The organism is Amycolatopsis jejuensis (genome assembly GCF_000717335.1).
In the GTDB taxonomy this organism is placed as follows: Bacteria; Actinomycetota; Actinomycetes; order Mycobacteriales; family Pseudonocardiaceae; genus Amycolatopsis; species Amycolatopsis jejuensis.
This window is the reverse complement of sequence record NZ_JNYZ01000026.1, coordinates 67,379-80,685: the sequence shown is the minus strand read 5'-3', so window position 1 is coordinate 80,685 and position 13,307 is coordinate 67,379. Positions and strand designations below refer to the sequence as shown.

The window sequence follows — 13,307 nt, the reverse complement described above, 5'->3', positions numbered from 1 at the left end:
GACACGCGGAACCCGGTTGGGTTAAATCCCACCCCACCCTTGCCCGACTGACCCGAACGGGTGATGATGCCTATCCGTTCAGTGAGTACGCCCCTCGGCGGAACCTGACTGCGACGAAGGGAGGAAGCGGCGGTGCCCCACGTGCTCGGCATCGACCTCGGCGCCGCCCGGACCCACGCCGCGCTCCGTCGCAGGCAGGGTGACCGCTGGGACGACCCCGAGCCGCTGTGGCTGGGCGACAACTCGCCCGCAACCGCGTCCGCGCTCTTCCTCGATGACGAGGGTTACCTGCTCACCGGCGACGCAGCGGCTCACGCGGGCGCAGCCGCACCATCCCGGCTCATCACCGGCTTCCACCGTCGCATCGGCGACGACGTACCGGCCTTCGTTGGCGGTGAACCGTTCACCCCGGAATCGCTGACCACAGTGTTCGTCGAAGGCATCGTCGACGTCGCGGCAAGCCAGGCCGGCGGTGCGGCCCGTCATCTCGTCATCACCCACCCCGGTGACTGGGGCGGTTACCGACGTGAACTCCTGCGTCGATCACTCGGTGAGTCAGGTTTCACCGCGGCGACTCTCGTGCCCAGCGCGGTCGCAGCGCTGTACGCGCACCTTCCGGACCCCGGGCCCGGCGACCGGACAGCAGCCGTCTGCGAGTTCGGCCCGGACGGCGTCACCGTCACCTTGGCGACCGCCACCGGAGCCAGCGGCTGGGTTTCCCGGACCAGCGTCGAAGGCGTCGCTCCCGGCTCCGCGATCAGCACAGCCTTCGGACTCGCGCAGACCGCCAACATCCCCCCGGACTCCCTGGCCGGCGTTGTCTTCTGCGGCGGCCCCGGTCCGGGCGCACCGTCCGGGCGGCTGCCGTGCCCGGTATTCGTCGGTCCCCAGCCCGCACTGACAGCCGCGGTCGGTGCCGCCGTTTTCGCCAGCCAGCGGACGAGCCCGCTCGCGCGGCGCGAAGCCCCGGCTGCCGAGACCACCTTGCTTCCGCGGCTCGACCGGGCGCCGGAACTTCCCGAGCGACCTGAGCGACCCCCGGTCGAGATCACTCCGTTCACACTGCCGGAACCCGAGGGCACTGCAAAACTGTTGCGTCGATGGAGACCGCTGGCCGCTGCGGCGGCCGTCCTTGCGATCAGCTCATCGATCCTTGTCGCGGTTCTGACGTCACACGAAGCGACCGCCGGCAAGGAACCTGCTTCTCCCCGTCCCCCTGCCCTGAGCTCGTGCGCCCACCCAGCCTCAGCTCCCTCCGGTGAAGGTCACTGTTGAACGCACTGCTGGCGAAAACCGGCAACGACGCCGTCCATCCCGCAGCCCGCCGGCTCCTCGCGGAGCTCGCCGACACCTCGTCGTCCCCGGTCCGGCTCGTGGTCGTCGCGCCCGGCGGCTACGGCAAAACCACGCTGCTGAACGCCCTCGACCGCGGCTACCGCGAAGCAGCAGTCGACGCCACGATCATCGACGACGCCGACCAGCTCGCCGACGCCGACCTGGCCAGGCTCACTGCGCTCGCCGCCGCTGCTGACGGACCGTTCGTGGTGGCACACCGCCCAGATCCGCGCGCAGAGGCGTTGCGCGCCCTCGGCGAGACATTGCTGTTGCCGCCGCTGACGGTCGATGAAGCCGGCAATCTCGCGAAACAACTGACCGGACGCGCCATCGACCCCGCGACGCTGCACGCACGAACCGGCGGTGTCCCTCGCCTCGTGGAGCGCGTCGTGACGGCCCGGCTCAGCGACTTCCGCACTGAACTGGCCGAGTTCGACGACGACGTCCTCCGCTACCTGATCGCCGCCGAGGCCGGCGCAGCTCGCAACTTGGATCTGCTGTGCTCCTTGCTGGGCTGTACACCGGACGAACTGTCCGAGGTCGTCGACGGCGCACGAGCCACCGGTCTTCTCGATGCCGAAGACGTCCTCCTTCCGGCTGCGGCTGAGGCCGTGCGTGCGTATGCCCCGCCAGCCCGCCGTCTCGCTGTGCTGCAGCAACTTGTCGAGGCGCAGCTGACGCGTGGCCTCCCAGTGCTGGACTTGGCAACGTCGCTACTCGACGCCGGCAGCTCCGGTGGCTCCGCAGCGAACGCATTTGCGACTGCGGCAAGCGAAGCACTCACGTCCGACGCGATGCTCGCAGCACGTCTCTTCGAAGCCGCAGCCGACGCCGGAGCCCGCGACGCAGCGACCACGGCCGGCTGGGCGCGAGCCGCCGCACTCTCTGGCGACCTGGACACCGCCCTCCGCCTCGGCGACGGGATGCTGTCCAGCGAAGATCCCGAGTCTCGAGCCGCCGGAGCCGAGATCGCGGCGACGGTCTTGGCTCATCGCGGCGAGCTGGCCCGAACCGCCGAGCTATACCGCTGGGCAGCTGCAACGGACAGCTGGGCAAACCAGCAGCACGTCTCGTCGCCAGCGCTCAACAATCACGCCGTCCCGCACCCCGGGCAGAACCAAGGTGTCGCGCCCTCCGACAGCGATGGACACAGTTCCCCGATCCCGGACGGCCAAGTCTCGGCATTTGTCAATCCGAAGCATCCGCACGCTCTCTCCGCACGTCACCAGGTTCCCGGCACAGTCGACGCAGCCGCCCTCCACCGCCCCGAGGGATTACCGACCCGGGCATCCGGCGGCGAGACGTCCCTTCTGTCCAGGCGGACGAGCGGGGACAGCTACCGCTGGGCCGGTCCCGGTGCGGTCGACGCATTCGCGACGATTGCACTCATCGGAACCGGGCAAGTCACCGACAAGGAAGTCATCGCCAACGGTCCGGTACCAGGACTCGCGCCGACGCTGTTCGCCGGCGCCGCGGCGCGAACCGCTGCCGGGATTGTGGAGTCGGTGTACGGCTGCGGGACGGAGGCCTTGCCGACGCTCGTAGGCGCCGCAGCCATGCTCGAGCCAGCGGTCGGCGGTGCGCCTCTTCCCGACAGCCCGGCCGCACTCGCAGCCCTGGCCGGGCTCCATGCGGGCGAGCTGGCACTCTCGGAATCGGTCCTGACGCGGGCGCTGGACAGCAGCGTCGGCGGCGACCTCCTGTCCGCTCGGCACCGGCTGCTGCTCGGCTGGGTCGCGATGACCAGCGGCCACCTCGCCACGGCAACCGAACACCGCGACGCGGTCGCCGGCACCAGGCTGGAGTCCCGGGACGAGCTGTTCTTCGCCACCTTGGAACTCGGCCTTGCCCGGCGGGCGAGCGACCTTGTCGGTTTGCAACAGTCGTGGGAGCGGGCCTATCAGGCGTCGATGCGTCAGCAAGTGGACCTGTTCACCTTGTTGCCGCTGGGTGAACTGGCGATCGCCGCCGCTCGCACCGGCGCGCACGCCAAGCTCTCGCGCCGGTTGGACCGGGCCCATGCCATGCTCGACCGGCTCGGAAATCCTCCGCTGTGGACGGTTTCGTTGTCGTGGCACGAACTGCACGCGGCGATCACGACAGAGGACCGCGCAACTGCTGAGCGGCAACTGACCGCGTTGAACCACTTTGCCGACTGCGGCCGCTACCCGGCTGCGCTCGCTCGTGCCGCCGGATGCTGGCTCACGGTTCTCGGCGGTACGTTCGACCCGGGCGAGATTTCCGCCGCGGCCGCCGAACTGCACGAGCTCGATCTGTGCTGGGACGCCGCACGCTTGGCCGGCCAGGCCGCGATCCGGACGTCCGATCGCAAGGCGATGGTCCAGTTGCTCGAGGCGGCGCGGCAGTTCCAGGGCACCACCGGCCGCCTCGAATCCGCCACTCCCACGACCGGCACCGCAACCGGCTTGAGCGCATTGAGCGAGCGGGAATTGGAGGTCGCTCGTCTGGTCGTCGACGGCATGACCTACAAGCAAGCCGGCAGCAAGCTCTTCATCTCCGGCAAGACCGTGGAGCATCACATGGCACGCATCCGGGGCAAACTCGGCGCGGCCGATCGCCGAGAACTGCTCGCCACCCTGCGAGACCTGCTCGCCAAGCCCGTCCCGCACTGACCGCGGGTACCTTCAGTCCCGGCTGGGACCGAACCGTTCAGTCCGTATCGAGTGCGGCGAATGTCCCAGCGCAAGCATGATGTCGGCGGCGGTCTCGACGAACCCGGTCGGCCCGCAAATGTAAGTGGTGGCACCGAATTCGGCCGGCCACGCGGCGGTGCCCAACGTGGCAACATCAATGCGCCGCGGAATTCCCGGCCTGCCTTCCGGGAGTTCGCGGGTGTAGACGTACGTGATGTCCAGGCCGGCGTACGGTCGGCGAAGTTCCTCGGCGTAGTAGAGCTCGGCGGGAGTGCGGAGCGAGTAGACCAGCCGGAACAACGCCTTATTGCCGGCCGCTCGCCGGGCACGGATCATCGACATCAGCGGCACGATGCCCGCCCCACCGGCGACAAGCAGCACCGGCGCAGGGTCGGCGGAGTGCCACACGAACCAGCCACCGATCGGGCCACGGACCTCGACCGGATCCTCGACCGCGTACGGGCCCGTCAGGTGCTCGGATACCTCACCGTCGGGTACCCGCTGCACGGTCAGCTCGATCCGGCCACCGTTCGCTGGTGCGGCGAGCGAATAACTGCGCTGCGCGGTGTAGCCGTCGGCCGCAGTGAGGCGCACGTCGACGTGCTGCCCCGCGACATGCCCTGGCCAGCCCGGCAGGTCGAAAACGAGAGTGCGAGCAGTCGGTGTCTCCTGCCGGATCTCCGCGAGGCGGGCAACACGCCACGCTAGTCGCCCTGATACCGCTGTTCCCGCCATGGGTCTCCGTAGTCGTGGTAGCCGGCCGTTTCCCAAAAGCCCGGGTCGTCCTTGGTGGTGAGCCGCAGTTCGCGCACCCACTTCGCTGACTTCCAGAAATACAGATGTGGCACCAGCAAGCGAGCAGGCCCGCCGTGCTCCGGAGTGAGCGGCTTGCCCCCGTACTCATAGGCGATCCACGCTTGACCGTCCAGCAGGTCAGCGAGCGGAAGGTTAGTGGTATAGCCGCCGTCGGAATGGGCCATCACATAGTCAGCGGCAGTGTCGAGGTCGCCGACGAGGGCGTCCACCGGCACTCCACGCCAACGAGTGTCCAGTTTGGACCATTGGGTGACGCAGTGGATGTCCACCGTGACCTTGTCGCTCGGCATCGCCATGAACTCCCGCCACGACCATGTTCGGCGTTCACCTCGCTCAGTGACGACAGCGAACTCCCATCGCTCCGTGCTTGTCCGCGGTGTCGGCCCGGCCGAAAGGACCGGGAAGTCGTCGGTGAGATACTGCCCCGGCGGCAACCGCGGGTTGTCCCCACGTGCACGTCCGGTGAACCCAGGTGTGACGACTCCCATCGCGCTCCCTCCGGATGTACACGGCATCTCGGCCGCCAGGACGCGAGGCTACCCGCGTACCTGCAGTCCGAGCGAGGTGACAAGTACCGATGCCTGATCGGACGACACGATCGCACCGGCCAGCGACGCACGAGTCGGGTCAAGCGATGACAGATCACTCCCTCGCAGCTCAGCGCGGGTGAGATCGATGTCCTCCAGCTCCGCAGCGGACAGATCGACGTCAGCGAACACCGCACCACCGCAGTTCGCCTTGGTGAGATCCGCCTCTCGCATCCGCACCCCTTGGAAGGTGACCCCACGCAGGTCCGCGCCGGCCAGTCCGACGAAAGACCAGTCTCCGCCGGTGATGCGCATCGGACGCAGATCGCATTCGCCGAAACGGCTGCCGACGAGCTTGCATCCGGTGAACTCGGTGTCGAACAGATTGCATCGGGTGAAGGTGCATCCGGTGAACGCCGAGTCGGTGTGTCGTGAAGCGTTGAACTGCACGTTGCCGAACACGCAGTCCAGGAACGTGACACCACGCGTTACCGCCTCGGTGAGGTCGACCTCGTGGAACTCGCAGCGCACGAACCGCCGCGCCGTGAACTCCTCTCCGTACCAATCCTCCCGACGATAGGCGCGTTCCTCGACCGTCTCGACGTCAGCCGGCTCCGGGTCGTCTTCAGGCATCCGCCAACCTTAGTTCCGATCGGTAGCCGGTCTGAATGCCGGACACTCGGCGTCTCGACATCCAGGTCGCGCCGGCCAGGTTGGCTCCGACCTCGCCTGGTAGACCTCCTGCAGCTCGACAGCTTTGCGTCGTCGATCTCTTCCCCTCCGCAACGCGGCGCATGCCACAGCGAGAAGCGGTCTTCCCGGGACCGCCATACGATGGCCGGATGAGCGAAGGCCGATGGTTCGATGCCTGGGTGCCCTGGCCGGAGTTGTCGAGCCTGGCAGCCGCGGGACGAGCGCTGATGCCCGCAGTACCCACGACTCCGGCAGCCCTCGCCCGCACGATCACCGAACAGCTGGTCGGCCGCCGCCTCACGACAACGGTGGAAGGCCACGAGGTGGGTCTGACCCTGACCGAGCTGGACTACCCGGCGGATTCGCTCCGGCTGGCCACCGGCCGCCTCGGCGATGTCCGCATCGTTGCCGAGGATGTCGACTGGCCGGCGCCGGCCACGTCGGCGGCGCCCGCGGAACAGGCCGTCGGCCACCCTGATGAGCCTCGTACCGGAGGGGCCGCAACAACGTCGAGCGCGCGTGATGAAAAGTCGGACCCGACCACCGCGGCCGCTTCCGGTGCTGTTGCCGGTAATCAATGGCAAGCGGACACACCGCAGCAAACCGATCCTGGTGAGGCAGGGAAAACGCCGGGCACGAAGCGTCGGACCCCCGACCTGACCGAGCAGCCGAACCCGGCCGACGGCCGAGCCATCGGACACCCTGGCGAACGCGGCGAAACCACACCACCGGGCGACTCCACTGCGGAGCACGATCTCCAAGCCACCGCACCGGAGGCAAACGCAGTACCCAGGCCAGCGAGCACATCTCCGGCAACGAGCGCTGAACCGCACGAGCCAGCACAACCGACTTCCCGGCGAGTCGCGCGGTTTCACGGCAATGATCGCGAACCTGTGCGCACAACTGGGCCGACCATCGGAACAGACGCGCACCCAGTCGTGGACCGGATTCCGCTGCGCCGCGTGACCGTGCTCGCCAAGGACGTGCGGCTACGCGGATTGCCTTCGCCAGCAGTGATTCCAGCTTCAGTCTGGCTCGAGATCGAAGTGAACGGCGAGGTGCTTCGGGATCGGGTTGCCGCGGCACGCCCGGACTTGATCGCAACACCTCATGCAGACGGGTTCCATGTGCGATGGCGAAAGCATCCGCACTGGGGGCATCTGACCCTGGTCGCCGGAATCGACGGGACCGAGGTGGTACTGACTCCCGCGAAGCTCCACATCGGACGGTGGACGATGCGCGCACCGAAGCGGGTCCGGCCGATTGTGCTTCCCCTTCCGGACCTTCCGAAAGGCCTGCGCCTGAACGGAATCCGGCCGGACGAGAACGAGCTCCGGCTGACGATCGCAGCCGACGAATGGCCCGGGCGGCTGGCCCGGATCCCCTTGCCGGACATACTGAACTGGCTGACGACAGCAGCAATGACGTTGACACTTCCCGGATTTGGAACACGGTCCCTCCCCTGAACCGGCGGCGATACCCACCGGGCCGACTTCCGGGCCCGACGAATGGGTGCAGCACCACCTCAACCCAGCATGCTCGAACACGGGTTCGAAAACATCACCCGATCGGGGATTTCACAAAAATCGTTGGTACACAAGGGAAACTCGAAAACCGTCGAAAAACCTGTCGCCGCAGTCGGCTAACCTCGGAAGCGAGCCGTCAAACCGCTCCGAGGGGATAAACCGATGACAGTCACCATCCGCCGATTCCGAAGAACCCGGCCATCCGCAGTGCCCGCGCGGGCAAGCGCACATTCAGAGCGACGCTTGCTCTTCCACGGGAAGACAGACCTCGAACCGGGTGTCGCCCGGTTCCGACGTCACCTTGATGTCGCCGGAATGCCGCTCCACGACAATGCGCCACGAAATGTCCAGGCCCAGCCCGGTGCCTTCGCCCACGCCCTTGGTGGTGAAGAACGGCTCGAAGATCCGCTGGCGCACCTCTTCCGGAATACCCGGTCCGGTGTCCCCGATCTCGACTCGCACCTGCTTGCCGACCTGCCAGGTCCGCAGCGTCAACGTGCCATGGCCACCCATCGCGCCGACGGCATTGTCGATGATGTTGGTCCACACCTGGTTCAGCTCGGCGGCGTAGGCGGGAATGCGGTCGATCGAGCGGTCGTACTCCTTGACCACACGGACTCCGTCGCCGAGCTTGCCCGACATCATCACCAGGGTGGAGTCGAGCCCTTCGTGGACGTCGATGAACTGGTGTGGTGCGCGGTCCATCTGCGAGTACTGCTTCGCTGCGCCGACAAGCGCGGAGACGCGGGCCGTCGAGTCTTCGATTTCGCCCATCAGCATCTCGGTCTCGAGTGCATAGGCGAGCCAGCGGATGGCTCCGTCGAGCAATCCTTCGCCCACCGACTCGAGAACGTGGTCGAGATTCTCCGTGGTGAGCCCGGCGGCGACGAAAATGCTGGCGAGGTCCCAGCCTTGGTCGATGCCATGCTCGTCGAGCCAGTCGCCGATCTCGTCTTCACGGTCGGACTGCTGCATCGCGGTGAGCTTGGGTGCGTCGCCGACCTGCTTGACCAGTCGCTCCTGCACGTCGAGAAGCAGCTCGAGCAGATCCGGGTCGATGTCCTTCTTCGCCAGGATCGCGAGCTTGTGCCGCATGCCGCCGACCCGTTCCCGCAACGCGGCAGTCGCCCGTACAGCAGCCGCCGCGGGATTGTTGAGTTCGTGCATCAGCCCGGCGGACAGCTCGCCGAGCGCAACGAGCCGACGGCGCGACGAAACCAGCGCATCAGCGTTGCGCCAGCCGAGATACATGCCCTCGAGCAGGTGCGCCGCCATCGGGAACCATTGCCGGAATTGCACAGAGAACTCCGCGGCGGGGAGCGTGAGAAACGTCAGGTCGCTCACCGCGTGGATGGACGCACCATAGGTGGCCTCGCTGTCCTGGTAGGCCAGGAATTGCGTTGCCCCGCAATAGGATCCGCGCTGGTCGGAGCGCTTCATCTCGACCTCGGCCCCGGCCACCTCGCGAGTCATCCGGAGGGCACCGCCCAGCAGCACGTAGAAGCAGGTCGCCGGGTCCCCCTCGCGGATCACCACGGTGTCCGCCTTGAACTCCTCCAGCACAGCGTGCTGTTCGATCCAGTCGAGCTGCGAATCGGAGAGGTGCTCGAACAGGAACAGACCGCGCAGTTCCTCGCGCGGCAAAGCGGGCTGAGTCACTGTTCCTCCAGGTACCGGTGGACCAGGGTCACGGCCATGGCTCCCTCGCCGACGGCGGAGGCCACGCGTTTCACCGACTGGGACCGAACATCACCGGCCACGAACACGCCGGGCACTGACGATTCGAGGTAGTGCGGATCGCGGTCCAGGTTCCAGCCAGGCGGCCGGCGTCCGTCCTCGACGAGGTCCGGGCCGGTACGCACGAATCCGTGGGCGTCCCGCAGGATGCCCGCCCCCAGCCACTCCGTACGCGGAGCGGCTCCGATGAAGATGAAGAGGTGCCCCGTGTCGAGTGTCTCGGTCACGCCGTCTTCGCAGACCGTGATGGCCTCGAGGTGATCGGCCCCATGTGCTTTGACCACCGTGGTGTGCGTGCGTACATGGACGTTGTCGATACCGGCGAGCTGCTCGATGAGGTAGTGCGACATCGACGCTTCCAGCGACGCACCGCGAACCAGCAGTGTCACGTCCGCGGCGTAGCGCGCAAAGAACACCGCGGCCTGACCGGCGGAGTTCGCACCGCCGACGATGTACACGTGGTCGTTCGAGCATTCGGGCGCCTCGGTCGCCGCAGACCCGTAATAGACGCCCCTGCCGGTCAGTTCCTCGATGCCGTCGGCTTCGAGCGCCCGGTAAGTGACCCCGCTGGAGAGGATGACGGAGTGCGCCACGATCTCGGAGCCGTCGCCGAACGTGACCACGCGGCTGGATCCGCGCGGTTCCAAGCCGACGACGTCACGCGCCGTAAGGACCTCGGCGCCGAATTTCTGTGCCTGGCGCCGGGCGCGATCGGTGAGCTGCGCGCCGGAGACGCCATCCGGGAATCCGAGGTAGTTCTCGATTCGCGAACTGGTTCCCGCCTGGCCGCCGGTGGCCTTCCTTTCGACGAGCACGGTGCGCAAGCCTTCGGACGCTCCGTACACCGCGGCGCCGAGCCCGGCCGGTCCGCCACCGATCACCACGAGATCGTAGAAATCCTGCGCGGGCCGGGTCGAAAGCCCCACGGCGTCGGCGATCTCGCTGCCCGAGGGCTGCTTCAGCACCGTGCCGTCCGGCGTGACGACCACCGGGATGTCGGTCTCGCAAGCGGCGGCTGCCTGGAGAATGCGCCCGCCTTCCTCGTCGTCGACCGAATACCACCGGTACGGCACCGCGTTGCGGGCGAGGAAGTCGCGCACGCGGAACGACGGCGCCGAGTACCGGTGCCCGATCAGCTTCGTCTCCTCCACCGGACGGTCACCGACCGCGAGCCAGGTCTCGACGAGCGAGTCGATGACGGGGTACAGCTTCTCCTCGGGCGGGTCCCACGGCTTGAGCAGGTAATGGTCGACGTCGACCACGTTGATCGCCTGGATCGCGGCGTCGGTGTCGGCATAGGCGGTCAGCAGAGCCCGCCGGGCGTTGGGGAAAAGGTCCATCGCCTTCTCCAGGAAGACGATGCCGTCCATGTGCGGCATGCGGTAGTCGGCGAGGATCGCCGCGACGGCGTCCCCGCGCAGCTTGATCTCGCGCAGTGCGTCGAGGGCGTCGGCGCCCGAATCGGCCCGGATCACCCGGTAGTCCTTGCCGTAGCGGCGGCGCAAGTCCCGCGCCACCGACCGCGAAACGGCGGGATCGTCGTCGACGGTCATCAGGATCGGCTGGCTCACACGCGACAGCCTACGGCCTCGCCCCGGTCGCCGGGGCAGCCAGCAGAGCCGGGGACCGGTGCCCGCCACCACGGCGGGCACCGGTTGTCCAGGTGGCGGCTACGGATAGCGCACCAAGTTCACCGGTTTCGTACCCGGTGGGGTCGTCTCACCACTGTCATTGATCACGTGCGTGATGGTGCCCCGGTCGTTGAGGGAAACCGTCACCATGTCGTGGAATCGCACGTGCGGAGTGACCGGCGCCTCGAAGGCGTGCGCGCTGGCGACCGACGGGTTGATATCGAAGAAGCAGTAACTGCCAAGGCCCCATGCCTCGTGGCTGGTCACCCCAGGAGCAACCTGGTACGCGGAGTAACCCTCCGCTGTGCCGTCCATCCAGCTCGCCTGGTCGGGGACGTCGTAGGGCATCTCGTTCTGAAAGAAGTACGTACGCCCGCCGTTGCCGTTCCAGACCACCTGAGTTCGTTGGAAGTGTTCGACGAAAAGCCCATAGGTGGTCACGTCGTCGCCATTCACCACCAGGCCCGTGTCGGCCGTGTTGGCGTCCCACCCGACGAAGCTGTCGTCGGCGGCGTGGTCGGCCCGCCAGATCCACATGTGGTCACCGATCACGTCGTTGCTGTTGACGACGAGGCTTGTCCGCGCCTTGCCGGCAACGGCGCCGCCGACACGGAAAAAGACGTCGTGCAGCGAGGTCGGATTCGCCGAGTGGTCTGCGTCCGATCCGGGAGTTCCCACCTGCATGAGTGTGGCCGACGAGGTCGTTCCGGCGTCGAGGAGCAGGCCGGCGATCTTCACCCCGTCCACGTCGTCCACTGTCATCGCGGTGATTCCACCGTCCGGCACCAGGGTCGCGATCCCCAGCCCGAGCACCACCGTGTCGGGGCGGGTCACATGCAGTGTCTGGTCGAGGTGGTACACGCCCGGGGTGATCAGCAGGTTCTTGCCCGCCGCCAGAGCCGTGTTCATGTCCGCCGCGGTCGCGCCGGGCTTGACGATGAAGAACCGCTCGATCGGCAGCGAGGTACCCGGCGCGTCGCCGTGGTCCCAAGTGACGCCGGAAGTGTTGGTCCGCAGAGCGGGTACGAATACACGGTAGTCGCCGGACTCGTCCACGTGGAGATACGGCTTCTCGCGCACGACCGGTGCCTGATCGACCGTCGTGTACGGCGGATTCGGGAAAGTACCCGCCGGCGCACCGTGGACACCGACGAAGACCATGTTCCAGTTGGAGCCGCTCCAACCGCCGAACTGCGAGTCACGCGAGATCCACTGCTGCTGCGAGCCGGAGCGCACCTGGCCGTCGATTTTCGAATCGGCGATCCAGCCCCCGCTGGACCAGCCGCCGTCATCGAGCTGGAGGTCGCCGCGGACGTGCATCCGGCGGTACGGGCTCGCTTGCGAAACGGCCCACCGATCCGTGCCCCCGACCGGGTTCACGGAAAGGTTCTCCGCACCACGCCAGAAGTTCTGGGTCGCATTGTGGGGCGGGAACCAGTCCGCCTCCACATGCACTGCGCCGTTGATCGTCACCGCATCGGGCGTACTGCCCAAGCCGAGAACCTGCGTGTAGAAGCCCACGTTCACGTCGTTGGAGTACGTGCCCGGTTTGAAGAGCAGGGCGTAACGCTGGCTGCCGAACTGGTTCTTCTCCTGCCCGGCGAAGATCCCGTCCAGTCTGCTTTGGATGCTCGCACCCGGCATCGACGGATCGAAAACGACGACGTTCGGCCCCAGGTCCGGCTGCCCCGGCGGCGGAGGAGTAGTGCCACCCACGGGAGTCAGTGTGAATGATCGGGCGGCAGTGCCGTGACAGGCGTACTGCTGCGGTCGGCCGCCTTGGGTGATTGGTGCATCGGGACACATTTCGCCGTCATGACGTGGGGAGGGGAAAGCAACGGAAGCGGTTGAGCTTGCTCGCTGGCGCTGGTCGAGGCCGGAAAGGGGCAGCTGCGACGGCGCCGAACCGCGATGACCGGGCGAGGAGCTCGTGACCTTCGGAGCGCGGAGCGAGTCGAAACGCGTGGCCTGACGCGTATCGCCCTCGCGGGTGAGTCGGAAATCCCGACTGTGCGCGTTTGTTCCGCGGCAGGTGTACGGCCGTACCAGTTTGTCGGCTCCCTCAACTGCCAGCGAATCCACACACGGCTCGTCATGCGTACCCGAACCGGAGCCCGCACGCCCCGACGCGACTCCTGCTTGCGCCATCGGGTGATATCCAGCGGAGGCCACCAGCATGGACAGCAGGAAGATCGACACTCTCCGTAATCGAGAGCTCATCGAACCTCCTTCGCCACAACACGGGCACCCCGCAGGCAAGGGACAAGTCCAACGCCCGTCGAGACCAAGCGAGGAGAATGGGACTCCCGTGCCACACCGCCGAGGAATGTAACGGCGGACACGTCAACGTTCAATACACGGCTAAAAATAAGTCAGAAAGGGCAGTCT

General features: G+C 67.1%; 9 protein-coding genes. 3 read left to right on the top strand and 6 right to left on the bottom strand.

Annotated elements, in window-relative coordinates; translation table 11 throughout:
* The first annotated feature begins 132 nt into the window (after positions 1-132).
* Positions 133-1,275, top strand: a complete 1,143-nt coding sequence (locus tag OO71_RS31810) for an Hsp70 family protein (RefSeq protein WP_033293642.1) — start codon at positions 133-135, stop codon at positions 1,273-1,275.
* Positions 1,272-3,968, top strand: coding sequence for a helix-turn-helix transcriptional regulator (locus OO71_RS31805; RefSeq protein ID WP_033293641.1), 2,697 nt, complete (start codon positions 1,272-1,274; stop codon positions 3,966-3,968). The genes OO71_RS31810 and OO71_RS31805 overlap by 4 nt, the downstream gene beginning before the upstream one ends.
* Positions 3,969-3,980: 12 nt before the next feature.
* Here the strand turns inward: OO71_RS31805 and OO71_RS31800 are convergent, their stop codons facing one another.
* From OO71_RS31800 to OO71_RS31790, 3 genes are read right to left on the bottom strand one after another with little or no spacing between them, the layout of a single operon-like run.
* Complete coding sequence (locus tag OO71_RS31800) at positions 3,981-4,724, bottom strand: ferredoxin reductase (protein ID WP_033293640.1); 744 nt, start codon at positions 4,722-4,724, stop codon at positions 3,981-3,983.
* Positions 4,694-5,293, bottom strand: coding sequence for a sulfite oxidase-like oxidoreductase (locus tag OO71_RS31795; RefSeq protein ID WP_033293639.1), 600 nt, complete (start codon positions 5,291-5,293; stop codon positions 4,694-4,696). The genes OO71_RS31800 and OO71_RS31795 overlap by 31 nt, the downstream gene beginning before the upstream one ends.
* A gap of 48 nt (positions 5,294-5,341) precedes the next feature.
* A complete protein-coding gene (locus tag OO71_RS31790; protein ID WP_033293638.1) occupies positions 5,342-5,965 on the bottom strand; it encodes a pentapeptide repeat-containing protein in 624 nt (207 codons plus the stop codon).
* A gap of 209 nt (positions 5,966-6,174) precedes the next feature.
* Here OO71_RS31790 and OO71_RS52520 point away from each other — a divergent pair, with 209 nt between their 5' ends.
* Positions 6,175-7,491 (top strand): hypothetical protein, encoded by a 1,317-nt coding sequence (locus OO71_RS52520; RefSeq protein WP_245633852.1) that lies wholly within the window; start codon positions 6,175-6,177, stop codon positions 7,489-7,491.
* A 291-nt stretch (positions 7,492-7,782) separates the two neighbouring features.
* Here the strand turns inward: OO71_RS52520 and OO71_RS31775 are convergent, their stop codons facing one another.
* The 3 genes from OO71_RS31775 to OO71_RS31765 form a co-directional block, all read right to left on the bottom strand.
* A complete protein-coding gene (locus OO71_RS31775; protein WP_033293637.1) occupies positions 7,783-9,210 on the bottom strand; it encodes an ATP-binding protein in 1,428 nt (475 codons plus the stop codon).
* Positions 9,207-10,859 carry an NAD(P)/FAD-dependent oxidoreductase gene (locus OO71_RS31770; RefSeq protein ID WP_033293636.1) on the bottom strand — a complete coding sequence of 551 codons (1,653 nt, stop codon included), beginning with the start codon at positions 10,857-10,859 and terminating at the stop codon, positions 9,207-9,209. Before OO71_RS31770 ends, OO71_RS31775 begins: the two co-directional genes overlap by 4 nt.
* A gap of 99 nt (positions 10,860-10,958) precedes the next feature.
* Positions 10,959-13,097, bottom strand: coding sequence for a coagulation factor 5/8 type domain-containing protein (locus OO71_RS31765; protein WP_425388722.1), 2,139 nt, complete (start codon positions 13,095-13,097; stop codon positions 10,959-10,961).
* Positions 13,098-13,307: the final 210 nt, after the last annotated feature.

Excerpts from the sequence above, each read along its gene's own strand:
- OO71_RS31800 (WP_033293640.1), bottom strand. The coding sequence starts at position 4,724 with ATGGCGGGAACAGCGGTATCAGGGCGACTAGCGTGGCGTGTTGCCCGC.
- OO71_RS31795 (WP_033293639.1), bottom strand. The coding sequence starts at position 5,293 with ATGGGAGTCGTCACACCTGGGTTCACCGGACGTGCACGTGGGGACAAC.
- OO71_RS31790 (WP_033293638.1), bottom strand. The coding sequence starts at position 5,965 with ATGCCTGAAGACGACCCGGAGCCGGCTGACGTCGAGACGGTCGAGGAA.
- OO71_RS52520 (WP_245633852.1), top strand. The coding sequence starts at position 6,175 with ATGAGCGAAGGCCGATGGTTCGATGCCTGGGTGCCCTGGCCGGAGTTG.
- OO71_RS31765 (WP_425388722.1), bottom strand. The coding sequence starts at position 13,097 with ATGCTGGTGGCCTCCGCTGGATATCACCCGATGGCGCAAGCAGGAGTC.